The sequence below is a fragment of the Streptomyces sp. V4I23 genome (assembly GCF_030817975.1).
Taxonomy (GTDB): Bacteria; Actinomycetota; Actinomycetes; order Streptomycetales; family Streptomycetaceae; genus Streptomyces.
In genome coordinates this window covers 5,992,539-6,018,061 of record NZ_JAUSZW010000004.1, presented here as the reverse complement: position 1 = coordinate 6,018,061, position 25,523 = coordinate 5,992,539, and the positions used below count along the sequence as shown (strand labels likewise).

General features: G+C 72.3%; 25 protein-coding genes and 1 pseudogene. 12 read left to right on the top strand and 14 right to left on the bottom strand.

Annotated elements, in window-relative coordinates:
- Nucleotides 1-12 precede the first annotated feature (12 nt).
- Nucleotides 13-882 (bottom strand): annotated as a pseudogene (locus QFZ82_RS29625) (MHYT domain-containing protein); the annotation flags it as partial.
- A 303-nt stretch (nucleotides 883-1,185) separates the two neighbouring features.
- Between QFZ82_RS29625 and QFZ82_RS29620 the strand changes: the two are divergent.
- The 5 genes from QFZ82_RS29620 (at nucleotide 1,186) to QFZ82_RS29600 (ending at nucleotide 6,091) form a co-directional block, all read left to right on the top strand.
- Complete coding sequence (locus QFZ82_RS29620) at nucleotides 1,186-2,064, top strand: glycerophosphodiester phosphodiesterase (RefSeq protein WP_373429343.1); 879 nt, start codon at nucleotides 1,186-1,188, stop codon at nucleotides 2,062-2,064.
- Between the two features lie 48 nt (nucleotides 2,065-2,112).
- Entirely contained in the window at nucleotides 2,113-2,649 is a 537-nt protein-coding gene (locus QFZ82_RS29615; protein ID WP_307716052.1) for a methylated-DNA--[protein]-cysteine S-methyltransferase, read from the top strand.
- Between the two features lie 51 nt (nucleotides 2,650-2,700).
- A complete protein-coding gene (locus QFZ82_RS29610) occupies nucleotides 2,701-3,975 on the top strand; it encodes an MFS transporter (protein WP_373429342.1) in 1,275 nt (424 codons plus the stop codon).
- 260 nt (nucleotides 3,976-4,235) lie between these two features.
- The gene (locus QFZ82_RS29605) at nucleotides 4,236-5,147 is read left to right on the top strand and encodes a pseudouridine-5'-phosphate glycosidase (protein ID WP_307716051.1); all 912 of its coding nucleotides are present in this window, start codon (nucleotides 4,236-4,238) and stop codon (nucleotides 5,145-5,147) included.
- Nucleotides 5,148-5,200: 53 nt separating this feature from the next.
- Complete coding sequence (locus QFZ82_RS29600) at nucleotides 5,201-6,091, top strand: carbohydrate kinase family protein (RefSeq protein WP_307717883.1); 891 nt, start codon at nucleotides 5,201-5,203, stop codon at nucleotides 6,089-6,091.
- Between the two features lie 10 nt (nucleotides 6,092-6,101).
- On the opposite strand, the gene QFZ82_RS29595 is transcribed toward QFZ82_RS29600, so the two are convergent.
- Entirely contained in the window at nucleotides 6,102-6,740 is a 639-nt protein-coding gene (locus QFZ82_RS29595) for a uridine kinase (protein WP_307716050.1), read from the bottom strand.
- Nucleotides 6,741-6,829: 89 nt separating this feature from the next.
- The gene (locus QFZ82_RS29590; protein ID WP_307716049.1) at nucleotides 6,830-7,486 is read right to left on the bottom strand and encodes a winged helix-turn-helix transcriptional regulator; all 657 of its coding nucleotides are present in this window, start codon (nucleotides 7,484-7,486) and stop codon (nucleotides 6,830-6,832) included.
- 66 nt (nucleotides 7,487-7,552) lie between these two features.
- On the opposite strand from QFZ82_RS29590, the gene QFZ82_RS29585 reads away from it, so the two are divergent.
- The gene (locus tag QFZ82_RS29585; protein WP_177148820.1) at nucleotides 7,553-8,764 is read left to right on the top strand and encodes a pyridoxal phosphate-dependent aminotransferase; all 1,212 of its coding nucleotides are present in this window, start codon (nucleotides 7,553-7,555) and stop codon (nucleotides 8,762-8,764) included.
- Nucleotides 8,765-8,916: 152 nt separating this feature from the next.
- Nucleotides 8,917-9,375 (top strand): hypothetical protein, encoded by a 459-nt coding sequence (locus tag QFZ82_RS29580; protein WP_307716048.1) that lies wholly within the window; start codon nucleotides 8,917-8,919, stop codon nucleotides 9,373-9,375.
- 49 nt (nucleotides 9,376-9,424) lie between these two features.
- On the opposite strand, the gene QFZ82_RS29575 is transcribed toward QFZ82_RS29580, so the two are convergent.
- Nucleotides 9,425-10,402 (bottom strand): D-2-hydroxyacid dehydrogenase family protein, encoded by a 978-nt coding sequence (locus tag QFZ82_RS29575; RefSeq protein WP_307716047.1) that lies wholly within the window; start codon nucleotides 10,400-10,402, stop codon nucleotides 9,425-9,427.
- 35 nt (nucleotides 10,403-10,437) lie between these two features.
- On the opposite strand from QFZ82_RS29575, the gene QFZ82_RS29570 reads away from it, so the two are divergent.
- Nucleotides 10,438-11,157 (top strand): DUF2293 domain-containing protein, encoded by a 720-nt coding sequence (locus QFZ82_RS29570; RefSeq protein ID WP_307716046.1) that lies wholly within the window; start codon nucleotides 10,438-10,440, stop codon nucleotides 11,155-11,157.
- Here the strand turns inward: QFZ82_RS29570 and QFZ82_RS29565 are convergent.
- Nucleotides 11,127-11,786, bottom strand: a complete 660-nt coding sequence (locus tag QFZ82_RS29565; RefSeq protein ID WP_307716045.1) for a chaplin — start codon at nucleotides 11,784-11,786, stop codon at nucleotides 11,127-11,129. The two genes, QFZ82_RS29570 and QFZ82_RS29565, sit on opposite strands and share 31 nt — an antisense overlap.
- 153 nt (nucleotides 11,787-11,939) lie before the next feature.
- Nucleotides 11,940-12,089, bottom strand: a complete 150-nt coding sequence (locus QFZ82_RS29560) for a hypothetical protein (RefSeq protein WP_307716044.1) — start codon at nucleotides 12,087-12,089, stop codon at nucleotides 11,940-11,942.
- Nucleotides 12,090-12,412: 323 nt separating this feature from the next.
- Between QFZ82_RS29560 and QFZ82_RS29555 the strand changes: the two genes are divergently transcribed.
- On the top strand, nucleotides 12,413-12,922 hold the full coding sequence (locus tag QFZ82_RS29555; protein ID WP_307716043.1) for a DUF3574 domain-containing protein: 510 nt from the start codon (nucleotides 12,413-12,415) through the stop codon (nucleotides 12,920-12,922).
- 30 nt (nucleotides 12,923-12,952) lie between these two features.
- Here the strand turns inward: QFZ82_RS29555 and QFZ82_RS29550 are convergent, their stop codons facing one another.
- The 4 genes from QFZ82_RS29550 to QFZ82_RS29535 form a co-directional block, all read right to left on the bottom strand.
- Complete coding sequence (locus QFZ82_RS29550) at nucleotides 12,953-14,236, bottom strand: SWIM zinc finger family protein (RefSeq protein ID WP_307716042.1); 1,284 nt, start codon at nucleotides 14,234-14,236, stop codon at nucleotides 12,953-12,955.
- The gene (locus QFZ82_RS29545; protein WP_307716041.1) at nucleotides 14,233-17,115 is read right to left on the bottom strand and encodes a DEAD/DEAH box helicase; all 2,883 of its coding nucleotides are present in this window, start codon (nucleotides 17,113-17,115) and stop codon (nucleotides 14,233-14,235) included. The genes QFZ82_RS29550 and QFZ82_RS29545 overlap by 4 nt, the downstream gene beginning before the upstream one ends.
- Nucleotides 17,116-17,309: 194 nt before the next feature.
- Nucleotides 17,310-18,371, bottom strand: coding sequence for a slipin family protein (locus QFZ82_RS29540; protein ID WP_307716040.1), 1,062 nt, complete (start codon nucleotides 18,369-18,371; stop codon nucleotides 17,310-17,312).
- A gap of 72 nt (nucleotides 18,372-18,443) precedes the next feature.
- Nucleotides 18,444-18,896 (bottom strand): DoxX family protein, encoded by a 453-nt coding sequence (locus QFZ82_RS29535; RefSeq protein WP_307716039.1) that lies wholly within the window; start codon nucleotides 18,894-18,896, stop codon nucleotides 18,444-18,446.
- A gap of 150 nt (nucleotides 18,897-19,046) precedes the next feature.
- On the opposite strand from QFZ82_RS29535, the gene QFZ82_RS29530 reads away from it, so the two are divergent.
- A complete protein-coding gene (locus tag QFZ82_RS29530) occupies nucleotides 19,047-19,304 on the top strand; it encodes a DUF6343 family protein (RefSeq protein WP_307716038.1) in 258 nt (85 codons plus the stop codon).
- A 51-nt stretch (nucleotides 19,305-19,355) separates the two neighbouring features.
- Here QFZ82_RS29530 and QFZ82_RS29525 read toward each other — a convergent pair whose 3' ends face one another.
- The 3 genes from QFZ82_RS29525 to QFZ82_RS29515 all read right to left on the bottom strand — a co-directional run bounded on the left by QFZ82_RS29525 (nucleotide 19,356) and on the right by QFZ82_RS29515 (nucleotide 21,398).
- Nucleotides 19,356-19,724, bottom strand: coding sequence for a tetratricopeptide repeat protein (locus QFZ82_RS29525; protein WP_307716037.1), 369 nt, complete (start codon nucleotides 19,722-19,724; stop codon nucleotides 19,356-19,358).
- Between the two features lie 77 nt (nucleotides 19,725-19,801).
- Nucleotides 19,802-20,407, bottom strand: coding sequence for a dephospho-CoA kinase (gene coaE, locus QFZ82_RS29520; RefSeq protein ID WP_307716036.1), 606 nt, complete (start codon nucleotides 20,405-20,407; stop codon nucleotides 19,802-19,804).
- A gap of 52 nt (nucleotides 20,408-20,459) precedes the next feature.
- On the bottom strand, nucleotides 20,460-21,398 hold the full coding sequence (locus QFZ82_RS29515; protein ID WP_307716035.1) for a PAC2 family protein: 939 nt from the start codon (nucleotides 21,396-21,398) through the stop codon (nucleotides 20,460-20,462).
- 250 nt (nucleotides 21,399-21,648) lie between these two features.
- Between QFZ82_RS29515 and QFZ82_RS29510 the strand changes: the two genes are divergently transcribed.
- Complete coding sequence (locus QFZ82_RS29510; protein ID WP_307716034.1) at nucleotides 21,649-22,608, top strand: nitrous oxide reductase family maturation protein NosD; 960 nt, start codon at nucleotides 21,649-21,651, stop codon at nucleotides 22,606-22,608.
- Between the two features lie 105 nt (nucleotides 22,609-22,713).
- Here QFZ82_RS29510 and rpsA read toward each other — a convergent pair whose 3' ends face one another.
- Nucleotides 22,714-24,207, bottom strand: a complete 1,494-nt coding sequence (gene rpsA, locus QFZ82_RS29505) for a 30S ribosomal protein S1 (protein ID WP_031072721.1) — start codon at nucleotides 24,205-24,207, stop codon at nucleotides 22,714-22,716.
- Between the two features lie 354 nt (nucleotides 24,208-24,561).
- Here rpsA and QFZ82_RS29500 point away from each other — a divergent pair, with 354 nt between their 5' ends.
- Nucleotides 24,562-25,392 (top strand): class I SAM-dependent methyltransferase, encoded by an 831-nt coding sequence (locus QFZ82_RS29500; protein ID WP_307716033.1) that lies wholly within the window; start codon nucleotides 24,562-24,564, stop codon nucleotides 25,390-25,392.
- Nucleotides 25,393-25,523 lie beyond the last annotated feature (131 nt).

Below are 25,523 nucleotides of genomic sequence, written 5' to 3'. Positions count from 1 at the left end.
GCTCAGCGGCTGTCGTGGTCCGCGAAGCGCCGGCGGCGGCCGCCGTCGGCGGCCCAGGAGGGCCGGGCGGCGCCCCGCCTGCGCCCCTGCCCGGGCCGGGACTCCCGCGCGCCGGCCCTCGTCGCGGGCGGGCCACCCGTGTTCCGGCTCGCCCAGCACCAGGAGCGGGTCGAACATCACCACGACGGCGGCGAGCAGCAGGAAGACCGCGGGGCCCACGAGGACGGGCGCGAGCACGCCGACCGGGGAGTCGCCGGCGGTGGTCAGGTCGATCGTGGGGTGCAGATGGACACTCACCGCCGCCATCCCGACGTAGTGCATCCCGCTCACCGCGATGCCCATCACGAGGGCGGCGCCGAGACTCGCCAGGAAGCCGTGCACGGACACCGCCGCCCACAGCGCGGCGGTCGCCGCGACGACGGCGATCACCACGGAGAGCGCGACGGTGAGGGTGTCGTACTCCAGGACGGCCTGCAGTCTCATTCCGGCCATGCCGAGGTAGTGCATGGACGCGATGCCGAGTCCGGTGAGCGTCCCGCCCGTGACCAGCGCCATCAAGGTCGCGCCGCGGTAGCCCACGATGAAGATCCCGATGCCGACCATGACGACGGCCACGGCGAGGCTCGCGAAGGTGGTCGGCCTGTCGTAGCCAATGGGGGCCTCCTGGACGGTGAACCCCATCATCGCGATGAAGTGCATCGTCCAGATCCCCGAGCCGATGGCCGTGGCGCCGAGCGCCAGCCACGCCGCCTTGAAGCCGCGGCCGTGGCGCACGGACCGCGTGGTGCAGCGCAGGCCCAGGGCGCCGCCCAGGCAGGCCATGAGATAGGCCGCCACCGGGGTGACGAGGCCATAGCCGAAACCGTCCACCGTGCCCTGCATCCCCTGCGCCCTTCGCCCCGTGTGATCCCCTGTGCCCGGTGCCCCCTGCCCCCTCCGCGATCCCCGCGATCCCCCGATCCCCCGATCCCCCGCGCATCCGGGAGCGAACGTCCGGTTGTGGGCGAGAGTACGGCCCGGGGAACGGGATGCAAACGCCGGGGCGGCGATTTGTCGACATGCGAGACACGGGTGGTTCCCAGCGCGCGGTCCGTTCAGGTTGTGGCCATACTTCGCCTGTCCCGCGTTGGCCGACAACTGTCACCCTCGGCCCGTCCGTGATCCGACGACGTGAGGAAATCCCCCGTGCACGCACGCCCCGTCGCAGCCCTGGCCGCCACTGCCCTCGGAATCGCCGTGTTCCTCGCGCCCGGCTCGGCCTCCGGCACCCCGGAAGCCGTGGCGCAGCAGGACGAACCACTCGTGATCGCCCATCGGGGCGCCTCCGCATACGCGCCCGAGAACACCCTCGCGGCGGTCGACCTCGCGGACCGGATGGGCTTCGTCTGGGTGGAGAACGACGTCCAGCGCACCAAGGACGGCGAGCTCGTCGTCGTCCACGACGACTCACTCGCCCGGACCACCGACGTGGAGCAGGTCTTCCCCGACCGCGCGCCCTGGAAGGTCAAGGACTTCACCGCCGCCGAGATCGCCCGCCTCGACGCGGGCAGCTGGCGCGGCGCCGAGTGGGCCGGGGCGCGCGTGCCGACGCTCAAGCAGTACCTGAACCGCGTCGACGAGAACAACCAGAAGCTCCTTCTGGAGATCAAGAAGCCCGAGCTGTACCCGGGCATCGAGAAGGACACCCTCCGGGTGCTCGGCAAGGAGGGCTGGCTGGACCGCCGGCACGTGGCGGGCCGGCTCGTCATCCAGAGCTTCGGCGCGGACAGCGTGAAGGCCGTTCACCAGCAGCGGCCGGACCTCACCACCGGCTTCCTCGGTACGCCGGCGGTCGCCGATCTGCCGGCGTACGCGGCGTTCACCGACCAGATCAACCCCACGCACACCTCGTTGACCGCCGAGTACGTGGCCGCCGTCCACGCGCTCAAGGGCGCGCACGGCAAGCCGCTGCGGGTCAACACCTGGACGGTGAACGACGCGGCGGGCGCGGCGCGCGTGGACGCCTTCGGGGTGGACGGGATCATCACCAACAACCCGGACGTCGTGCGGAACGCGGTGAGCTGACGTCCGCTCCCGGACGGACTGTCAGTGCCCGGTCGTACCGTGGTCCGCATGAACACCACCGGCAGGAACACCCTGGAGTGGAGCGTCGTCGCCACGGACATCGGGCCGCTGCTGCTCGCCGCGACCGGCGACGGCCTGGTGAGCGTGGTGTTCCACGCGCGGCCCGCGATACGGGACCGGGCGCTGAAGCAGCTGGCGGACCGGCTCGGTGCGCCGCCCGCCGAGACCGGGACCGGGCGTCTCGCCGAGCCGATGCACGCGTACTTCGAGGGCAGGCTGCGGGATTTCGATCTCCCGCTGGACTGGTCGCTGTCGGCGGGTTTCAACCGCCAGGTGCTGCGAGAGCTGCCGGCCGCCGCGCCGTTCGGGACGGTCGTCGGTTACGGCGATCTCGCGGCACGGGTCGGCCAGCCGGGCGCGGCCCAGGCGGTCGGGGCGGCGATGGGCTCCAATCCCCTGCCGGTCGTCGTGCCGTGTCATCGGGTGGTGGAGAGCGACGGGGGGCTGGGCGGCTTCGGCGGGGGCCTGGAGACGAAGCGCAGGCTGCTGGCGCTGGAGGGCGTGCTGCCGGAGCCGCTGTTCTGACCGGGCGCCGTCGCGGTTTCGCACCGGCGCGGCCGCTGGCACACTGCGTCAGTGACCACCAGCCCTGACGCTCCTGACATATCAGAGACCCCGGTGATCGGGGCGGCCGAGCTCCCGGCACTGCGGCGCCGTGTCAACGCCGTGCTGATCGCCAGCCAGATCCTGGGCGGCCTCGGAGTCGCCACCGGAATCGCGCTCGCCGCCGTCCTGGCGCAGGAAGTCAGCGGTACGGAAGCCCTGTCCGGCCTCGCCCCGACCGCGACCGTGGCCGGGACCGCGCTGCTCTCGGTACCGCTGGCCGCCCTGATGACCGCCCGGGGGCGGCGGCCGGGCCTGGTCCTCGCGTATCTCATCGGCGCGCTCGGTGCGGGTGTGGTCGTGCTGGCGGCCGTCGCCGGCAGCTTCCCGCTCCTGCTGCTCGGCATGGCGGGCTTCGGCGCGGCCTCCTCGGCCAACCTGCAGGCCCGGTTCGCGGCCGCCGACCTGGCCGAGCCGGAGCGGCGCGGGCGGGCGATCTCCACGGTGGTGTGGGCGACGACGATCGGGGCTGTGCTGGGGCCGAACATCGCCTCGCCCGCCGGACGCAGTGTGTCCGGCATCGGTATACCGGCGGCCGCGGGCCCTTTCCTGTGGGCGGCGGGCGTCTTCCTGGTCTCGGCGGTGCTGGTCCTGGTCCTGCTGCGGCCCGACCCGCTGCTGACCGCCCGCGCGCTGTCGCCCGCCGACCGCTCTCCCGAGGGACGTTCGCTGCGTGCGGGGGTGCGGGCCGTGCAGGACTCCCCGATGGCGCAGCTGGCGCTGGTCACGGTAGCCGTCTCGCACACGGCGATGGTGTCGATCATGTCGATGACCCCGGTCGCGCTGAGCCACCACGGTGCGGGGATCCAGCTGATCGGCCTGGTCATCAGCGGGCACATCGCGGGCATGTACGCGTTCTCGCCGCTGATGGGCTGGCTGGCGGACCGTATCGGGCGGCTGGCCGTGATCGGACTGGCGGCCGGCCTGCTCAGCACGGCCGCGCTGCTGGCCGGTACGGCGGGACCGAGCCACGGCCGGACGGCGCTCGGTCTGTTCCTGCTGGGCCTCGGCTGGTCGGCGGGTCTGGTCGCGGGCTCCACGCTGCTGACGGACTCCGTGCCGCAGCCGGCGCGGGCGGCGGTCCAGGGCCTGTCGGACCTGACGATGAACACGACGGCCGGTCTGGGCGGGGCGGCCGCGGGTCTCGTGGTCGCGCAGGCCGGATACGGCTGGCTGAACGCGATCGCGGCGGTGCTGCTGCTGCCGATGGCCGCGCTGGCGGTACGGCGGGCGATGACGCGGGCGTGAGCGGGCGGCGGGGCGAGACGGGGGCCCGTGCCGAAGGCCGGGACCGGCCAGACGTGGCCCGGGGACAGCCCGTACGCCACCGTGCCGTCGTCCAGCCACGCCGCCCGGTCGTCCACGCTGCGCGGCTCGAGACGGTCGCGTAGAAGCGGTTGTCGTCGCGAGCGAACAGGTCGGACGGGAGCACGCGGCGCACGGCCAAGGCACCCGTGCGCCCCGCGGCCCACGTTTGGGCGGCCCGCCGCCGTGCCAGGGATGGGGACATGGTGAAGACCGCGATAACGGTGTCCGAAGAGGTACGGGAGGCGCTCGACGCCGGCGCGCCCGTCGTCGCCCTGGAGTCGACGATCATCGCGCACGGACTGCCGCGCCCCCGCAACCTGGCCGTGGCCGAAGAACTGGAAGCGCTGGTACGGGCCGAGGGAGCCGTGCCGGCCACGATCGCCGTGCTCGACGGGCGGGCGCACATCGGCCTGGGGAAGGCCGAGTTGGAGCGCGTCGCCGGCGATCCGGACATGCGCAAGCTGGGCCACCGCCATCTGGCCCCCGCCCTCGCGACCGGGGCGAGCGGGGCGACGACGGTCTCCGCCACGGCGTTCCTGGCCGACCGGGCGGGCATCCCCGTCTTCGCGACGGGCGGGCTGGGCGGTGTGCACCGCGGCTGGACCGAGACGCAGGACGAGTCGGCCGACCTGCGACTGCTCGCGCAGGTCGGCCTCACCGTGGTCTGCGCGGGCGTCAAGTCGATCCTGGACGTCCCGGCCACCCTCCAGCGACTGGAGACGCTCGGGGTGGGCGTCGTCGGCTACGGGACCGACCGGTTCCCCGGCTTCTACCTGACGTCCTCGGGCGAACCGGTCGACTGGACCCTCCGCACGCCCGAGGAGGTCGCCGCGGTGATGCACGCCAAGGACCTGCTGGCCGAGCCGTACTCCGCCCTGGTCGTGGCGAATCCGGTGTCCGTCGAGGACCAGTTGGACCCCGCGCTGCACGACCGGGTGCTCGCACGGGCGCTCGGCGAGGCGCGGGAGGAGGGCGTCACCGGACAGGCCGTCACCCCCTTCCTGCTGGAGCGGCTGATGCGCTACACCGAGGGGGCCTCGCTGGAGGCCAACCTGGCGGCGGTGCGGGGCAACGTGCGGCTCGCCGCACGCATCGCAGCGGCGTACGCGTGACGGGCGGCACGAGGGCTCCCGGCCGGACGGGAGAGGCGGACGGGACCGGGCCGGTGGACGGCTCGCCGGGGCTGCTCGTCGTCGGGGACGTCGTCACGGACGTCGTGGCACGTCATCGGACGCCGCTCGCGCGGGGCACGGACACGGCCGCCCGTATCCGTATCCTGCCGGGTGGTGCGGGGGCCAACGTCTGTTGCTGGGCCGCCCTTTGGGGCTGCGCCGACGTGCGGCTGCTCGCCCGCGCGGGCGAGGCGGACGTGGCGTGGCACGCCGAGCGGCTGACGGCGGCGGGCGTGCGTCCGCTTCTGGTGCCCGACGCCGAGGCGCCGACCGCCACCGTCGTGGCCCTCGTCGACGAGGGCGCCGAGCGCACCTTCCTCACGGACAGCGGCGCGGTGTTGCGTCTGGGCCCCGAGGACTGGGCGCCGTCGCTGCTCGACGGGGTCGGGCATCTGCACCTGTCGGGCTACCTCCTGTTCTCCGCCACGAGCAGGCGGGCCGCCGGCCTGGCGATGCGCTCGGCACGGGAACGGGGCATCCCGGTGAGCGTGGACCCGGCGTCGGCGGGCTTCATCGCCGAAGTGGGCGTCGAGCACGTGCTGTCGGCCCTCGACTGCGCGGACGTCCTGTTCCCCAACGCGGACGAGGCCCGCCTCCTCACCGGCCTGCCCGACTCGGCGGACGCGGCGGCGAAGCTCAGCCGGATCGTGCCGCTCACGGTGGTGACGCTGGGCGGACGGGGCGCCCTGGTCGCCGAGTCGGGCCGGGTCACGGCACACGTCCCGGCCGAACCGGCCGAGGCGGTGGACACGACGGGGGCGGGGGACGCGTTCACGGGCGCCTTCCTCGCCGCGCGCCTCGCGGGAGCGGACGCCGCCACGGCAGCGGCGGAGGGCTGCCGGGCCGGTTCCAGGGCGGTGACGCTGGTCGGCGGTCGCCCGTGACGGAGTGGTCTCAGGGCAGTCCGCCCCAGGCGGGGTGGCGCGGATCGTCGGCGCGTACGAGGACGTCGGCCGATTCGGCGGGACGGACCTCGTCCTCGTACCGCGCGTACGCCGGCAGCGTCCAGCGCTCCCGCTCGTCGGTGCGGCGCTCCAGCGCGCCCGGCGAGAGCCGCAGATGCGCGGTCAGGTCGAACGGGAACCAGTGGCCGAGCAGGAACGGCCCGTGCAGCACCAGCACACCGCCCGCGGGCAGTCGGACAGGCGCCGACCTGGTCGCGCGGTCCGTCGCCGGGTCCCACAGGTCCGGCAGCACCCGCCCGCTGCCGCCCGCCTCCAGAGGCCCGAAGACCTCGCGCCACAGCGCGCCCGTGTCGAACCAGGAGCCGTAGTACGCGTCGGGGTCCTCGCGACCGTACTCGTAGCGCAGCGACGCCGGCCGCAGAAAACCGCCCGTGCCGACGACGAGCACGCCGCGTCCGCGCAGCCGGAGCACGTCGCCGATGCGCTCCGCCAGTTCACCGGGCCGGGCGGCGGGTGCGCCGTCGACGCCGACGCGCAGCCAGGGACTGCCGTCTTGAGCGGTGGTCGTCAGCACCCGCTCGGCCACGGCCTCCGCGAGCCGCTCCCAGGTGATCGCTTCCAGTCGCACGGCCCCATCATCACCCGGGCGAGAACCGGACCGTCGGCGCGGTGGCGACATCGTGCGACGCGGCAGCGGCGTGGCCGGCTCCGTCTCCCTCAGGCCCCCGGCACCCCGACGAGCGCCGCGTCGCCCTCCGCCTTGATCCGGCCGGCCCGTACGCCCTCCTCGACCGTCAGGTCCCCGCTGCCGATCGCGACGCAGGTCTCGGCGTCGAGGGTCAGGCACACGTCGGGCGCGTCGGCGGGCCCGTCACCGTACGGGGAGGTCTCTGCCTCCCCCGGCCGCAGATGGAACACGCCCTCGTCCAGCCGCACTTCGACCACCCCTGCCCTTCCCCGCGCCTGGAGAGCGCGCAGCAGCGGGATGGCGAACCAGTGCGCGCGGACGGCGTCGGTGGGTCTGCGCTCGGCGAGGGCCGGTGCGCCCCATCCGGCCAGCGCGGTCAGGACGGGCAGCAGGCCCCGTCCCCGTTCGGTCAGCTCGTAGACGTACGCGGCCGACGGCGGCGGCAGCCGGCGCCGGGTCGCCAGGCCGTCCCGTTCCATGTCCTTCAGCCGGGACGCCAGGACGTCGGTGCTGACACCCGGCAGGTCGGCGTGCAGGTCGGTGTAGCGGCGGGGACCGGCCAGCAGCTCCCGGACGACGAGCAGCGTCCAGCGGTCGCCGACCGCGTCCAGGGCGCGGGCTGCGGCGCAGTACTGGTCATAGCTCCGGCGGCGCGTCTCACGTGGCATGCGACGCAGTCTAGACATGTCGTTGGACTTTCCAAGCTCGTACTTGGTAAAACCAAGTACACCATTGAGCCCGGGAGGCACGGCATGGAGTTCCGGCAGTCGAGCAAGCTCAGCGAGGTCTGCTACGAGATCCGCGGTCCGGTGATAGAACACGCCAACGCGCTGGAGGAAGCGGGCCACAGCGTCCTGCGGCTGAACACCGGCAACCCCGCGCTCTTCGGCTTCGAGGCGCCGGAGGAGATCGTCCAGGACATGATCCGGATGCTGCCCCAGGCCCACGGGTACACCGACTCGCGCGGCATCCTCTCGGCCCGCCGCGCAGTCGCCCAGCGCTATCAGGCCATGGGTCTCGCCGATGTCGACGTCGACGACGTCTTCCTCGGCAACGGCGTCTCCGAACTGGTCTCGATGGCCGTCCAGGCGCTCCTGGAGGACGGCGACGAAGTGCTCATCCCGGCCCCGGACTTCCCGCTGTGGACCGCCGTGACCACGCTCGCGGGCGGCACAGCGGTGCACTACCTGTGCGACGAGGAGTCCGACTGGTACCCGGACCTCGACGACATGGCGTCCAAGATCACCGATCGTACCCGGGCCGTCGTCATCATCAACCCGAACAACCCCACCGGCGCGGTCTATCCGCGCGAGGTCGTGGAGGGCATCCTCGACCTGGCCCGCCGCCACCAGCTGATGGTGTTCGCCGACGAGATCTACGACCGGATCGTGTACGACGACGCGGTGCACCACCCCGCCGCCGCGCTCGCCCCCGACCTCGTCGTCCTCACCTTCGGCGGCCTGTCCAAGACGTACCGCGTCGCCGGTTTCCGCTCCGGCTGGCTCGTCGTCTCCGGCCCGCGGCAGCACGCCCGCAACTATCTCGAGGGCCTGACGATGCTGGCCTCGATGCGGCTGTGCGCCAACGCGCCCGCCCAGTACGCCATCCAGGCCGCACTCGGCGGCCGGCAGTCCATCCACGAGCTGGTGGCGCCCGGCGGCAGGCTCCACGAGCAGCGCGACCGTGCGTGGGAGAAGCTGAACGAGATCCCGGGCGTCTCCTGCGTCAAGCCCAAGGGCGCGCTCTACGCCTTCCCCCGGCTCGACCCGAAGGTCCACCCGATCCACGACGACGAGAAGTTCGTCCTGGACCTGCTGCTGCGCGAGAAGATCCAGGTCGTCCAGGGCACGGGCTTCAACTGGCCCCGCCCCGACCACTTCCGGATCCTCACCCTGCCGCACGCCGACGACCTGGACGCCGCGATCAGCCGCATCGGCCGCTTCCTGAGCGGCTACCGCCAGTAGGCCGAGGGGGACGACTGCTGCACGTGACGGCCGGACCTTTCTCTTGACGCCGTTGTCCACTGCGATGATCTGATGGGTTCCGCCACCGGGCGAAGCCGGCCACCACGGCCCGCGCCCGCCCCCACGATTCACCGCAGCTCTGGAGCGCGCACATGTGGACAGCCGTCATCGCCGTCATCGGCACTCTGCTCGGATCGGTGGCGACGCACCTGTTCCAGCGCCAGACGGCCGAGCGCAGCGCCGCCCTCGCCCGCGCGGAGCAGCTGCGCCAGGAACGGATCACGGCGTACAGCGCCTTCGCCGGGGCCCTCGTCGACTACCGGCGCGGCCAGAACGACCGCTGGCACCGGGCGAAGGAGGCCCCGGGCAGCGCCGCCGCCGAGGAGGCGCGCATCGACTCGTACCGGCTGCGTTCCAGCGCCCATCAGGCGCTGATCCGGGTGCAGTTGGTGTGCGACGACACGCAGGCGCTGGACCTGGCCGCCGCCGCCTTCGAGGTCACGAACTGCATGCACGAGGCGCCGGACGAGGCGGACCGCGCGCAGCGTTCGGAGCAGGCGCGCGAGACGCTGTCCGAGTTCATCGGCGCCGCGGCGCCCGGCGTGCGCTAGAGGATCCGGCCCGGACGGCGGGTGGCGACGCGGCCCGCCCGGTCGCTCCTCAGACCCGCGCCGCCGGTTCCGCGAGCGTACGGACGGGGCTGCCGGCGAGGTAGGCGGCGATGTCCTCGACCGCCTGCCGGAAGTACCCCTCGTAGTTGCGCCGCGTGACGTATCCGAGGTGGGGCAGGCCCACGAAGTTCGGCGCGGTGCGCAGCGGGTCGTCGGCCGGCAGCGGCTCTTGGGCGAACACGTCGGAGCCGGCGCCCGCGATCCACCCCTCACGCAGCGCCTGCACCAGGGCCGCCTGGTCGACGATCGCGGCCCGCGAGGTGTTGACCAGGTAGGCGGTGCGGCGCATCCGCCTGAGCTCACGGGCGCCGATCAGCCCGCGTGTGCGCTCGGAGAGTTGCAGGTGCACCGAGACGAAGTCCCCCGCCTCGAGGAGCTCTTCGAGCGATGCCGCCCGCTCCACGCCGTGTTCCGCTGCCCGCTCGTCCGTGAGATTGCGGCTCCACGCCACGACGTCCATGCCGAAGGCCTGACCGACCCGGGCGACCTTGGCACCGATCTTCCCGAGACCGACCAGGGCGAGCCGGCTGCCGTGCAGATCCGTGCCGAGGGTGGACTGCCACGGTCCGCCCTCCCGCAGCGCCGTGCTCTCCGCCGTCACATGCCGGGCGAGCCCCAGGATGAGCGCCCAGGTCAGCTCGGCGGGCGGCTCGGAGTTGCTGGCCGTTCCGCAGACGGTGACGCCGTGGCGCGCCGCCGCTTCGACGTCGATGGACGCGTTGCGCATGCCCGAGGTGATCAGGAGCCTCAGCCGCGGCAGCCGTGCGAGCAGCGACGCGGTGACAGGTGTCCGCTCGCGCATCACGACGAGGATCTCGCAGTCGCCCACTTCGGCGGCGAGAGCCTCTTCCGAGGTGAAGTGCTCCTGGAGGGAGCGGACTTCGACGGAACCGGGGAGTGAGGACCAGTCGGCCAGGGTGAGCGCGACGTCCTGGTAGTCGTCGAGCACGGCACAGTGAAGCGTCATGGGAGCGGAGCGTACCTGCTGGGTACGCTGCCGATATGGGCCTGGTGGTCGTCCAGCCGCTCAGGGGCAGGCACTGCGGGGAGTGCCGTCAAGGGCCGCTGGAGATGCATGTGCTGGAGTCCGGTGTCCCCGTCTGCCTGGACTGCGCCGATCTGGGGCACCTGGTGTATCTGCCGCGGGGCAGCGCGGCCCTCACCCGCCGGGCGCGCGAAGGCAGTTCGCTGTTCGCGGTCGTGGTCCGCCTCAACCGCCGCCACAGCCGTTACGAGCGCCAGGGACTGCTGGTCGAGGAGGCGGCGCTCGCCCGCGCGGAGTCGGCCTGTCTGGCCGACGCGGAGGCGCGTGCCCGTCGGCGTGCCCGGGACGCCGAGCGCCGGTCGGCTGAGGACGTGCGGTTCACCGCGGCCCTGACGGCGGAGATCCTGCGGCTGTTCCCCCTGTGTCCCCCCGAGCGGGCCGCCGGCATCGCGGCGCACGCGTCGATGCGCGGCAGCGGCCGGGTGGGGAGGACCGCGGCCGGCCGGTCTCTGGACGAAGGAGCGGTCACGGCCGCGGTCAGGGCGTCGGTACGGCACCTCGACACCGAGTACGACGCCCTGCTCGCGGCCGGAGTCGACCGCCACCAGGCACGGGTCCGGGTGGCGGCGGACATCGATGCCGTCCTGGAGTCGTGGCGAGCCTCATCGGGAGGGGCACGCCGGACTGCGGACAGTGGTGCGGAGCGTCAGACCTGGGCGGGGCGGAAGCGGCGGTAGAGCACCACACCACCGAGCACCATGGCCGCGCCCGCCGACGCGGCGAACGCCGACGTGGCGGCGCCGGTCTCTGCGAGCGACCCGCCGGCCGCCTTCGGGGCGAAGGCCCGTTCGGACGGCTTCTGCGACCGGTCGGCCTTCGGCGGCGTTGCGGCCTTCACGGGCGGCTTGCCGGACACGTTCGTCGAGGTGTTCCCGTCGGCCGGGTTGCCGATGCCGACGACGTTCACGGAGTTGCCGGTGACGTTGACCGGGACCTCGACGGGCAGCTGGACGCCGTTGCCCGACAGGATGCCCGGCGAGCCTGCGGTGTCGCCGTCGGCGACGGCACCGCCGGAGCTGTGCGAAGCGCCGCTCTGCGCGCCGGACTGCCCGCCGCCCGAGGGCGAGCCGTTGGCACAAGAGTTGCCCGCCGCCGGGTTGAGCAGCCCGACGACATTGACGGTGTTGCCGCAGACGTTGACCGGGACGTCGACGGGCAGTTGCACCGCGTTGCCGGACAGTACGCCGGGTGATCCGACGGCGGCGCCGTCCGCGTTCGAGTCGGCGTGCGCATAGCCGGTGGCCATGGCCAGCGCGCCACCCGTGAGCATCACGGTGGCCAGGCCCTTTCGGTGAACCTGCCTCATGGGCTCCCTGCCTTCAGGAAAGAATCGCGGGGCACTCGCCCGCACCGGAATTAACGTCACGAGGCCCCATCGGTTCTGCCGTTTGAGGTATTCACCCGTTCGGGCGCGTGAGGCTTCGAACGCACGATGCCCCACGGCCCGCGCGCCGGTGGGTCAGGTGTCGTACCGCTGGATGCCCTGCCCTTCCTTGCGACGCGTCAGCTCAGGCCGCTTCGCGGGGAGTTCGGCGGCGACGACGGGAACGCCGCCCAGCGCCGGTGGCCGGCGGTCCCTCATGAGCTCCCGGCCGCTGTCATGGGTCATCGGTGCAGCCGGAGATCACGAGATCGGCCGGCCGCTGCGGCGATCCGGGCGAGGGCTGCCGGCCGGTGTTCCGGACATCGGTGTTCCTTCCGCGACGTAGGGGCGGCGGCCCCGGTCCGACCTCACCGCGCCACCGTCGAGGGGCCCTTGCGCTCATGCGGGTGGTTTCCGGACGACGTAGGTGATCCACCCGCCGCGGCACCGGGCGCGCTTGCCACAGTGAGGCCGTCCGCCGCCGGGCCGTGCGGCGCCGCGCCTGCGGCTCCGGCCCACGGCGCGGCGGCCCTGTCGCCGCGGTCCGAACCGAACGAAGGGATCATCCGTTGTCCACCCCGAACCCGTCGCGCCCCCACGCCCGCTCCGTGAAGCACCGGACGCTGCTCACCGCCCTGGGCACCGTCATCGCCGTACTCGCCGTCGCCGCGCCCACCGCCCGGGACGGACTCGACGGCGAGCGGACCGTGTCCATCGCCTCCTCCGCCACCACCCAGGTGCAACGCGGCGAACGCTACGTCGAGACACGGCTGTTCTTCGGCACCGAGCGCCCCGACGGCGGCCCGGCCGTGACGGACGCGCAGTTCATGTCCTTCATCGACAGCCATGTGACGCCGGGCTTCCCCGACGGTCTCACCATCCAGGAGGGCAGCGGGCAATGGCGCGACTCCAACGGCACGATCGAGCGGGAGCGTTCGTACGAACTGACCCTGCTCTACCCGGCCACCGAGGCGCGTCAGCGTGATCCACTCATCGAGGCCGTACGCGAGGCGTACGTGAAGGCGTACGCGCAGGATGCGGTGGCGCGGCTCGACGAACCGACTCTTGCGGACTTCTGAGCGCGGGGCCGGGTGACGGCTGGAGGGGGATCATCCGCCCACCAGTGTCGTGAGAGCTCCGACGGGGTCCGTGTCGGGGGTGCCGCGAGGCCACCAGTCCTCACGGTCGGGGTCCGACTCGTAGCCGTACCAGAGTCCGTCGCGCCCGAGGCGGAGCTGGAGGGACCGCGAGGAGAGGTGGTTGCGCCAGGGGCGGAAGTGCGGGAAGTCGGCCGCGGCGAGGGCGGGCCTCGCCCGGTCGAAGGGTCCGGCGGGCGGGTCCCAGGGCTCCTCCAGCACGCGCAGCGCGGCCAGTCCTCCCTGACGCCAGGCGGCCACGGCCCTGGCCAGGTCGGTGGGGGTGCGGTCGGCCGCTGCGGCGAGGTCGCGGTAGAGCGCGCGGGTGGAGGCGGTCAGCCCGGAGCCGGGGTGCGCGGCGGCCAGGCGGACCGCGTCCTGCCAGGGGGTGAGCCGGGCGACGGGGTCCTTGCCGGTGGCGAGGAGGGTGTGGGCACGGGCCGCCGCCTCACCCGCGAGGAGGTCGAGGGCGAGCGGGTCGGGGGCGCCGGGCGCGTGCGGATAGGCGGGCGGACGGCCGGGCCGGGCGGGAAGCGGGAACGGCGCGGGCAGCGATGGCCGCGCCCGCTCGGCGACCGCCTCGCGGGCGGGCACGGTGGTGACGGGGGCCTCGGCCGCTGCAGCGGCGCGTTCTGCCGCGGAACGGGTCGCGTTGCGGTGGGACAGGGCGGAGAGGATGTCCCGCTCACCCCGGCCGCGCATCAGGAAGAGGACGAACGGGTCCTCGTCGAGCAGTCTGGCCGTCTGGTAGCACAGGGCGGCCGCGTGCTTGCAGGGGTAGCCGTTGTCGGGGCAGGAGCAGTCGGGGATCAGGTCGCCGGGTGTGGGCAGCAGGTCGGCGGCGTCCGCCAGGGCGTGGGGGACGTCCTTGTCGAGCAGGGCGGCGATGTGGTCCGGGCGTGCCGAGGCGGCGGCGAGGAAGTCGTCCCAGTCATCGTCGGCGAGGGTGCGCAGCCGGATCTCGGTGCGGTACGGGCGCGGTCTGCTGCCGTGGACGTACGCCGTGACCCGGCCGGGGGTGACGGTGATCGACGCGACGTTGCCCCGGCCGGCGTAGGCGCGGCCGCGCTCCAGGCGGGCGCGGTCGAGGGCCGTGTCCTCGAGTGCCTCCACCCAGGCGTTGCCCCACCAGGTGGAGGCGATCTCCTCGCCCTGGACAGGATCGAGGGCGGGGAACGTGCGGCGCAGGTCGTCGTGGCGGGGGTCGGTGCGGGCGGTGGACCTGTGGCCGGGGCGTGGCAGCATGGGCGGGCTCATGAGGGCCTCCTCAGCGAAACCAGGTCGGCGAGCTCGCGGTCGGTCAGCTCGGTCAGCGCGGCCTCGCCGGAACCGAGCACCGCGTCCGCCAGGGCCCGCTTGGAGGCGAGCATTTCGGCGATCCGGTCCTCGACGGTGCCCTCGGCGATGAGCCGGTGGACCTGCACGGGCTGTGTCTGGCCGATGCGGTAGGCCCGGTCGGTCGCCTGCTCCTCGACCGCCGGATTCCACCAGCGGTCGAAGTGGACGACGTGCCCCGCTCTCGTGAGATTGAGCCCGGTGCCCGCCGCTTTGAGGGACAGGATGAACACCGGCGCCTCGCCCGACTGGAAGCGGTCGACCATCCGCTCCCGCTCCGCCACCGGGGTGCCGCCGTGCAACAGCTGGCTCGGGATCGCCCGGGCGGCCAGATGCTCCGAGAGCAGGCGGGCCATGGCGACGTACTGGGTGAAGACGAGGACGGAGCCGTCCTCCGACAGGATGGTCTCGAGCAGTTCGTCGAGGAGGGCGAGCTTGCCGGATCGGCCCGAGAGCCTGGGCGAGCCGGTGCCGTGGCCGTGCCCCGGGGCGTGTTCCTTGAGGAACTGGGCGGGGTGGTTGCAGATCTGCTTCAGCGCGGTCAGCAGCTTCATCACCAGGCCGCGGCGGGCCATGCCCTCCGCGCCCTCGATGGCCGCCATGGCCTCGCGCACCACCGCCTCGTACAGCGACGCCTGTTCGCGGGTGAGCGGGACGGGGTGGTCGGTCTCGGTCTTCGGCGGCAGCTCCGGCACGATGCCCGGGTCGGACTTCCTGCGGCGCAGGAGGAACGGCCGCACCAGGCGGGCGAGGCGCTCGGCCGCCTCCGCGTCCTCGCCGTTCTCGACGATGCGGGCGTGCCGGGCCCGGAACGCCTTGAGCGGCCCGAGCAGGCCGGGCGTCGTCCAGTCCAGCAGCGCCCACAGCTCGGAGAGGTTGTTCTCCACGGGCGTGCCGGTGAGGGCGATCCGCGCGGGCGCGGGAATCGTGCGCAGCGCCTTGGCGGTCGCGGAGAAGGGGTTCTTCACGTGCTGGGCCTCGTCGGCGACGACCATGCCCCAGGGGTGGCCGGCGAGCAGCTCCGCGCTGGTGCGCATCGTGCCGTACGTGGTGAGGACGAAGCCGCCGCCGGAGGCCGGCAGGGTGCGGTCGGCGCCGTGGAAGCGGCGCACGGGGACGCCGGGCGCGAACCGCGCGATCTCCCTCTGCCAGTTGCCGAGGAGGGAGGCCGGGCAGACGACAAGGGTCGCCTCCCTGCGCGCTCTCCGCAGGTGCAGGGCGATGACGGTGACGGTCTTGCCGAGGCCCATGTCGTCGGCGAGGCAGCCGCCGAGGCCGAGCGAGGTCATCAGGTCCAGCCAGGCGAGGCCACGCAGCTGGTAGTCGCGGAGGGTGGCGGCGAGACCGTCCGGTGGGCTCACGGGGTCCGAGGCCGCGGTGAGCCGGTCCCGCAGTGCGGCGAGTGCCCCGGTCGGCACGGCCTCGACCGTCTCCCCCTCCACCTCTGCCGTACCGGTCAGTGCCACGGCCAGCGCGTCGACCGGCTCCAGCAGCCCCAACTCGCGCTTGCGCGCCTTGCGGACGAGGTCGGGGTCCACCACCACCCACCGGTCGCGCAGCCGCACGATGGGCCGGTGGGACTCGGCCAGCGCGTCCATCTCGCCCTCGGTCAGCGGGTCGCCGTCCAGGGCCAACTGCCAGTTGAACCTGAGCAGTTCCTCGCTGTCGAAGAACGGTGTGCCGTCGGTCGCCGAGCCGGGCGCGGGCCGCACGACGGCGGCCGCACTGAGCGACCGCGCGAGCTCCTTCGGCCAGTGCACTTCCACACCTGCCGCGTCCAGACGCGCGGCCCCGGGTCCCAGCAGTTCGTACAGCTCGTCCTCGGTGAGAGGAAGGACGTCCGGCACGTCCATCTCCAGCAGCCGTGTGAGCGGCGCCCAGACACGAGCGGCGCGGCGCAGCGCCAGCATCGCGTCGATCCGTGCCCGCGGCCCGAACTGCTCGTCCCCGCCGCCGGCCCACAGCCGGGCCGCGTCGATGACGAGGGTCGGGTCGGCGAGGCTGTGCACCTGCACCAGCGCGGCCCCGGCGCTGCGCCGGGCCCCCTCCTCCTCGGCCAGGTCGAAGAGCTCGAACGCGGAGAGGTCGAGGCGCAGCGACACCCGTACGCCCGCGTCCATGCCCGCGGCGGCCTCCGCCGCCCACTCACGCGCGCCGGGCAGATGCTGCGCTCCGGCTGCGGCGAACGGCGCGCCCGCGGCGTGCGCGGCAGCCGGTGTGCGCGGCAGCGTGTCGGCGACCGCGTCGAAGAACTGCCGCACCAGCGCCTCGGGCTCGGGCAGGGACAACGGCCGCATCCCCGGGACGGGGGTGGCATGCGCCTCGTACGGCATGGCGGCCGCGATGGCACGCAGCTGGGCGATGTCGTCAGCGTCGAGCGGACCGGCCCGCCACGCGTCGTGGTCCGTCGCGGTCAGGCCCGGCATGACGCGGCCACGCGCCACGAGGTGGAGCGCGTGCAGGGCGGCGGCGCCCCAGCAGGCGGCTGCTGGGTGGGCGAGGGGGTCGTGGCGGGCCTGCATGAGCAACGGGACCGCATCCGCGACGGAGAGCGTCCGCGCGGGGACGGTGCGGCTCCGGACTCCCTCACCGCCCGCGCCGTTCGTGCGGCTGTCCTCCTCGTCCACGCCGACGACGGTGAGCTCGCCGTCGGCGCCGGGGACTTCCGCGCCGTCCGGATCCCAGAAGGCGACCCGGCCCTCGCGGGGCAGGGCCCCGGGCAGGAAGACTGCCGCGCAGCGCAGCAGCGGGCGCGCCAGGTCAGGGGGCGTCTCGGTGAAGAGCGCAAGGTTCGGGGCCATGGGTCACCTCCTCCCGCAGGTCGGCAGCAACGTAGGAGTCACTGGACTACGACCTTACGGGCGGGGTCTGACAATCGACGCCGCTGCCGGCCTGACCTGCGCGTTCACCGTGAAGCGCGGGCGTCGTGCCCCGGGCGCCGGGGGCCGCAGCCGGTACCGCGACGGGCCGCACCCACCGGAGCCCGTGCCTGCGCTCAGCCGGCAGCGGTGTGCGTCGTGGGCGGCGGGGCCTCGCTGCCGAACGGCTCCTCGGCCGGCGGAGCGCCGCGCTGCTCCTGGACCTGTCCCTCCGTCGGACCGGCCACGTCGGTCGGCTCCTCGGTCGCACCGGGCACGGGGAGCCCGCCGCGGACGCCGGGGGCAGCGGAGAGGTCGGAGGCGTCAGAGCCCTCGGGCGCACCCGACCCGCTCGCCACGTCCAGCGGGACAGACTCCGGCGCGGTGCCGCCCGCCGTCACCTCCGGCTTCGGCGCAGCGGCCTGGTCCGCCGGACCGGGCTGCTGAGCACGCTCCAGGAAGCGCAGCAGCTCCACGGGGAACGGCAGAACCAGCGTGGAGTTCTTCTCCGCCGCGACGGCGACCACGGTCTGGAGCAGTCGCAGTTGCAGGGCGGCGGGCTGCTTCGACATCTCCCCCGCGGCCTCAGCCAGCTTCTTCGACGCCTGGAGCTCGGCGTCCGCGTTGATGACCCGGGCCCTGCGCTCGCGGTCGGCCTCGGCCTGCCGCGCCATCGACCGCTTCATGGCCTCCGGCAGCGACACATCCTTGATCTCCACGCGGTCGATCTGGACGCCCCACCCGACGGCGGGGCTGTCGATCATCAACTCGAGCCCCTGATTGAGCTTTTCGCGGTTGGAGAGCAGATCGTCGAGGTCGCTCTTGCCGATGATGGAACGCAGTGACGTCTGTGCCATCTGCGACACCGCGAAGCGGTAGTCCTCGACCTCGACGACGGCGTTGACCGCGTCGACGACCCGGAAGTAAACGACCGCGTCCACGCGCACTGTCACGTTGTCCCGGGTGATGCCCTCCTGGGCGGGGACCGGCATGGTCACGATCTGCATGTTCACTTTGTACATCCGGTCGATCGCCGGAACGATCAAGGTGAACCCCGGCGACCGCACTTCCCTGCGCAGCCGCCCGAGCCGGAGAACCACGCCCCGCTCGTACTGCTTGACCACCCGGGCGGCCGCCATCGCGTAGGCGACGCATCCCGTCAGGGCGGCAGTGCCGGCCACCACCAGCTCCTCGACCATGGGGGCACCCCCTGTCGTCGGGCCGCAGATTGCATTACCACCGTATGACCGTTATGCCCCGAGGACGAGCACTCATCCACGGGTGCCGGCCGACGGCCTGCGCAGCACGGTGGCGACCAGCCACGCCGTGCGGTCGCGACGGACGCGCGCCACGATCGCGAGGAGAACGAAGAAGATCACGGGGGTGATGGCGTACTGGCCGTCGAACACGGTGATCTGGGTGACGAAGGCACCGGTCATCAGGCCCATCAGGGCGATCGCGGAGACACCGGAGAGGACGGGGATCACGAGCGCGACGGCCCCCGCGAGCTCCAGAGCACCGACCAGGTACATGTACCAGTCGCCGTACCCGATCTTGTCGAAGCTCTCGGTCGCCGAGGCATGGGCGACGAGCTTCGGCGCCGCGCCGGCGATCGCGAAGAACACGGCGAGGACGATCTGCAGGACGCGGACCGCGATGTCCGTGCGGCGGCCGGTCGTCGGGGAGGCGGCAGCGCTGGTCGTGGTGGTCGTCGTGACGGACATCGTGATCTCCTCGGTGAGGCGTGTGCATCTGTCACCGGGTCTGACTGTTTCCGCCCCCAGGACTCATCGCCGTCGCCCCGAGTTCTCGGCCCGCCGCGTTGACATCTTTTCGCCGAGCGGGTGCACGCTGGAGGTGGAGATGCGACTGCCATGCGTACTGGGAACGAACCGATCACCGCGCGAAGCCCGCTGCGTCTGCGGCTCTGGCTCGGCATCTGGGGTCTGATCTGGACGGCCTCCGGCACCGCTGCCTTCGCCTGGGCGGGCCGTCCGGGCTGGGCGGTCGCGTGCGGCGCGTTGTTCCTGGTCGTCGCCGTGGATGTGGTGATGATCGTCCGGCACATCCGGCAGGGACCGCACTATCAGCCCGGGCGGGACGTCCCTCCGTACGAACCGGACCACGGCTGACGTACGGTGCCGGCGGCGCTGCGGACAGGCGCCGGCAATCAGCGACCTGGGTCAGGAATCGCCGTCGAAGCGGGCTGCCCGGAGATACTCCGGATTGGGGTCCAGCGCCGCCGCCAGACGGAAATGCCGCTTCGCCTGCTCGGGCCGTCCGGAGCGCTCGAAGGTGCGGGCCAGTGCGAAGTGGGCGAAGGCGTTGTCCGGCTCCCGCTCCAGGACGAGCTCGAATTCGAGCTCGGCGGGCCGCAGTTGCGCCGCTGCGAAGAAGGCCCTTGCGCGCAGCAGCCGGGCGGCGGTGTTCTCCGGGTGGGCGGCGATCACGGAGTCGAGAAGCTTCACGGCGCCGCGCGGATCTCGCGCGGCCAGCAACTGCTCGGCCGCGCGATAGTCGATGACATGCGTCTCCGGGTTGCTGTTGGGCACGCTGCGATCCTTCCCCTTGCTGTCCGGTTCCAACACCGCCTGAGGCAGCGGTATTCCGGACAGCGCGCGGGCGGCGGCTACCGCTCGGCGGACGCCCTGCGGGTGAGGTCGTCCCACACCTTGCGGACCTGCGGTTCCAGCTCCTCGAGCGGCCCGTCGTTCTCGATCACGAGGTCGGCGATCTCCCGCCGCTGTTCGCGGGTCGCCTGCGCCGCCATCCGCGCCCGCGCATCGGCCTCGCTCATACCCCGTAGCCGTACCAGCCTGTCGAGCTGGGTCTCGGGCGCCGCGTCCACCACGACGACCAGGTCGTACAGCGACGCCAGTCCGTTCTCGGTGAGCAGCGGTACGTCGTGGACCACCACGGCGTCCGGCCCTGCGGCGGCCTCCAGGTCACGGGAGCGTGCGCCGACCAGCGGGTGGACGATCGCGTTCAGGGTGGCGAGGCGCTCGGGGTCGTTGAAGACGATCGCCCCGAGCCGGGGCCGGTCCAGCGTGCCCTCGGGCGTCAGGATCTCCGCCCCGAAGGCTTCGACGACGGCGGCGAGCCCCTCAGTGCCGGGCTCGACCACCTCGCGTGCGATCTTGTCGGCGTCCACGAGCACCGCGCCGTACGAAGCGAGAAGCCGGGACACTTCGCTCTTTCCGGCGCCGATTCCACCGGTGAGGCCCACTTTCAGCATGCGCGCAGCCTACGCGAGCGCCGCGTTCCTCCCCCTCGGGCCCCCGCCCCGGCTACGCGTCCCCCTCCCGCTCGGCGAGGAACCGCTCGAATTCGCGGCCGATCTCGTCGGCGGAGGGCAGCTCGACCGGCTCGGCGACCAGGCTGCCCCTGGTCTCGGCGCCGGCCATCGCGTCGTACTGGTGCTCAAGTCCCTGGACGAGCGCCACGAGCTCCTCGTCGCCCTCGCCGATCTGCCTCTCGATCTCCGTCTGGGTGCGGTGCGCCTCGGTACGCAGCGAATGCGCGACTCCGGGGAGGACCAGACCGGTCGCGGCGGTGATCGCCTCGAGCGCGGTGAGCGCGGCGTCCGGATAGGCGGAGCGCGCGACGTAGTGCGGGACGTGGGCTGCGACGCCGAGCACGTCGTGGCCCGCCTCCATGAGGCGGTACTCGATGAGCGACTCGGCACTGCCCGGCACCTGGGCCTCGTCGAAGGGGCTGCGGTGGCCCGGCATGAGGTCCGTGCGGTTGCCGTGCGGGGTGAGGCCGACAGGACGGGTGTGCGGGACGCCCATGGGGATGCCGTGGAAGTTGACCGAGAGGCGTACGCCGAGCCGTTCGACGATCTGCCTCACCGCCACCGCGAAACGCTCCCACTCGACGTCCGGCTCGGGCCCCGACAGCAGGAGGAAGGGCGCACCCGTGGCGTCCTGGACGAGCCGCACCTCCAGCGAGGGCGTGTCGTAGCCGCTCCAGCGGTCGCGGCGGAAGGTCAGCAGCGGGCGGCGGGCACGGTAGTCCACCAGCCTGTCGTGGTCGAAGCGCGCCACCACCTGATGGGGAAGCGATGCGAGCAGGCTGTCGACGATCTGCTCGCCGGTCTCGCCCGCGTCGATGTAGCCGTCGAAGTGGTACAGCATGACCAGGCCGGCCGACTCCTGCGCAAGCGCCATGTCGACGACCGCGAGGCCCTTCGGCTCCCATTCGTACAAACCCTGCGGATCAAGCACGATTACCGCTCCTCCTCGTGTCCGTGAGGAAGAACGTCTGTTGGCGCCCGGTCATTCCCGCTCCGCCTGCGAAGGGCGCTCTGTGTCCGGTCAGTTCACGGCACACCGAGAACGCCTCCGCTTCTGGTACAGACCTTGACACCCCCTGTGGCCGTCCCTAGCGTCTGCGGGCAATACCTGTTCACGAACACGCCCATCGTCCATGTACGAGAACGCTCTTACTCCGGTCCCCCACGGGAAGGCACCCCCCATGCGTACCCGAAACCTCCTCCCCGCGCTGATGGCCTCCGCCATCGCCGCCGGGGGTCTGTCCCTGCTCGCCGCGCCCGTCGAGGCAGCCACGGTCATCAACGTGGATACGGCGGCCGAGCTCAAGGCCGCCCTGACCGCCGCTCGTCCGGGCGACACGATCCAGCTCGCCGACGGCACGTACACCGGAAACTTCAAGACCACTGTGGACGGCTCCTCCAGCGCCCGGATCACCCTGACCGGCTCGTCCAGGGCCGTGCTCAGGGCCGGCGGCGGCTATGGCCTGCACCTCAACGGCGCGTCGTACTGGACGGTCAAGGGCATCACCGTCACCGGCGGCCAGAAGGGCATCATGACGGACACGGCGGACGGCGTGGTCATCGACTCCGTGACCGTGCACGGCCTGGACATGGAGGGCGTCCACTTCCGCAGTTCCAGCCGCAACGGCGTGATCAGGAACTCGCGGATCTACGACACCGGCAACGACGGCCGGGGCATGGGCGAGGGCGTCTACGTCGGCTCGGCGGGCGGCACCTCGGACAGGAGCGACAACGCCCAGATCCTCCACAACACCATCGGCCCGGACGTCGGCGGCGAGGCCATCGACATCAAGGAGGGCACGACCGGCGCGAGGATCATCGGCAACACCTTCGACGGCCGGGGCCTGACGGGCGCCCATTACGACGACTCCTGGGTCGATGTGAAGGGCAACAAGGTCCTGGTCGAGAACAACACCGGCAAGAACACCACCAACAACGGCTTCGAGACCCACACCCAGCAGTCGGGCTGGGGGTGCGGCACGGTCTTCCGCGGCAACCGCTCCAACCTGACAGGTGCCACGGGCTCGAAGCAGCTGGCCATCAACGTCACCAACCACAGTACGAGCTGTCCGACCACGGTGTACGCGAGCAACACCGTCACCGGCGGCAAGGGACTGACGAACATCCCCGTCACCCCGTAGGCTCCGCCGCTCGTCCGAACCGGGTGGTCCCGGGAACGCGGCAAGGCCCGCCCCCCATGGGGAGCGGGCCTTACGTCAGCCGTTCAGCAGCGCGGGGTCAGAGCCTCAGCTCTGGCCGCCGGCCAGCTTCTCGCGCAGGGCGGCCAGCGCCTCGTCCGACGCCAGGGCGCCGGAGTTGTCGTCCGACTCCGAGGAGTACGAACCGCCGGTCGGCGCGGCGGCCGGAGCGGCGGCGCCACCCTCGGCAGCAGCGGCCTCGTCGGCCTCGCGGGACTTGATGACCTGAGCCTGGTGCTGCTCGAAGCGCTGCTGCGCCTCGGCGTACTGGGTCTCCCACGCCTCGCGCTGGGCCTCGTAGCCCGGCAGCCAGTCGTTGGTCTCCGGGTCGAAGCCCTCGGGGTAGATGTAGTTCCCCTGGTCGTCGTAGGACGCGGCCATGCCGTACAGGGTCGGGTCGAACTCGACCGAGGCCGGGTCGGCACCGAAGGACTCGTTGGCCTGCTTCAGCGAGAGGCTGATGCGACGACGCTCGAGGTCGATGTCGATGACCTTGACGAAGATCTCGTCGTTGACCTGGACGACCTGCTCCGGGATCTCCACGTGGCGCTCGGCCAGCTCGGAGATGTGGACCAGACCCTCGATGCCCTCGTCGACGCGGACGAACGCACCGAACGGAACGAGCTTGGTGACCTTACCCGGGACGACCTGACCGATCTGGTGGGTCCGGGCGAACTGCTGCCACGGGTCCTCCTGCGTCGCCTTCAGCGACAGGGAGACGCGCTCGCGGTCCATGTCCACGTCGAGAACCTCGACGGTGACCTCCTGGCCGACCTCGACAACCTCGGACGGGTGGTCGATGTGCTTCCAGGACAGCTCGGAGACGTGGACGAGACCGTCGACGCCGCCCAGGTCCACGAAGGCACCGAAGTTGACGATCGAGGAAACGACGCCGGAGCGGACCTGCCCCTTCTGCAGGGTGGTGAGGAAGGTCTGGCGAACCTCGGACTGGGTCTGCTCGAGCCAGGCGCGGCGGGACAGGACCACGTTGTTGCGGTTCTTGTCCAGCTCGATGATCTTGGCCTCGAGCTCCTTGCCCACGTAGGGCTGGAGGTCGCGGACACGACGCATCTCGACGAGGGAGGCCGGCAGGAAGCCACGGAGGCCGATGTCGAGGATGAGACCACCCTTGACGACCTCGATGACGGTGCCGGTGACGATGCCGTCCTCTTCCTTGATCTTCTCGATGGTGCCCCAGGCACGCTCGTACTGGGCGCGCTTCTTCGAGAGGATCAGGCGGCCTTCCTTGTCCTCCTTCTGGAGAACCAGGGCCTCGATCTCGTCGCCGACCTTGACGACCTCGTTCGGGTCGACGTCGTGCTTGATCGAGAGCTCGCGGCTCGGGATGACACCTTCGGTCTTGTAACCGATGTCGAGCAGGACCTCGTCCCGGTCGACCTTCACGATGACGCCGTCGACGATGTCGCCGTCGTTGAAGTACTTGATCGTCTCGTCGATCGCGGCGAGGAAGGCTTCCTCGTTACCGATGTCGTTGACCGCAACCTGCGGGGTGGTGGCGGTGGTCTCGGTGCTGCTCGTCATGTGGGAAAGGGCTCCGGTACGGACATTGAAGTCGTAGGTACTGCTACGCCGAGAGCCCGTATCGCAGCTGCAGAAGACCGGACAGCCTAGGAAGCGCCGACCAGGATTCCGGAGGCGCCTCGTGAACCGAGGGGACATACATACAGATGCGAGCGCGACCTGCTCCGTCTGAGGCGCGCAGGCCCGCAGCGCAACTTGTAGCATACGGGGGCAGCCGGACACGGTCAATGCGCGAAGCCGCACACCCGGGGCGGAACGCCGCATACCCGGCACAACTAATGTTTGCCGAGGCCACAATGGCCTCGTATCGAGCCCTCCGACCGGCGCGGTACGCAAACTACAACGACGGTGACGATGAGCCAAGAATTCGAACCGGAAGCCACCCGCCGTGACGCCGGGGACGCGGAGAGCAGCCGGGCAAGCCGTGGCTGGTGGGACCGGAACGCCGACGAGTACCAGCAGGACCACGGCGCCTTCCTGGGCGACGACCGCTTCGTCTGGGGCCCCGAGGGGCTCGACGAGGCGGAGGCAGGACTGCTCGGGCCCGCCGGGTCGCTGAAGGGACTCGACGTCCTGGAGATCGGGGCCGGCGCGGCGCAGTGCTCGCGCTGGCTGGCCGCTCAGGGCGCGCGGCCCGTGGCCATGGACCTCTCCCACCGCCAGCTGCAGCACGCTCTGCGCATCGGAGGGGACGTCCCGCTCGTGGAGGCGGACGCAGGGACGCTCCCCTTCCGGGACGGCTCTTTCGACCTGGCCTGCTCCGCCTACGGCGCGGTGCCCTTCGTGGCCGACCCGGTGCGGGTCTTCCGCGAGGTCAGGCGGGTGCTGCGGCCGGGCGGGCGCTGGGTCTTCTCGGTGACGCACCCGATCCGGTGGGCCTTCCCCGACGAGCCCGGACCCGAGGGGCTTTCGGTGGCCGCCTCGTACTTCGACCGCACTCCGTACGTCGAGCAGGACGAGGCGGGCCGCGCCGTCTACGTCGAGCACCACCGCACGCTCGGCGACCGGGTGCGCGACGTGGTCGCGGGCGGCTTCCGGCTGGTGGACCTGGTCGAGCCGGAGTGGCCGGCGTGGAACAGCCAGGAATGGGGCGGCTGGTCGCCTCTGCGGGGGAACCTGATCCCGGGAACCGCCATCTTCGTCTGCGAGCGGAACGAGGCGGAGGCTCCGCCGGTCACAGGCTGAGGGACTGAGCGGTCGGCCGGGGAGGCAGCAAGCGCACGACGGGGCGACTGCGGGCGCCCTCGGCCGGCCGACAGCGGCTGCACCGGTCCATGGCGGCGGCGCCGGTCCGAGGCCGCGGCTGCCGCCGGACC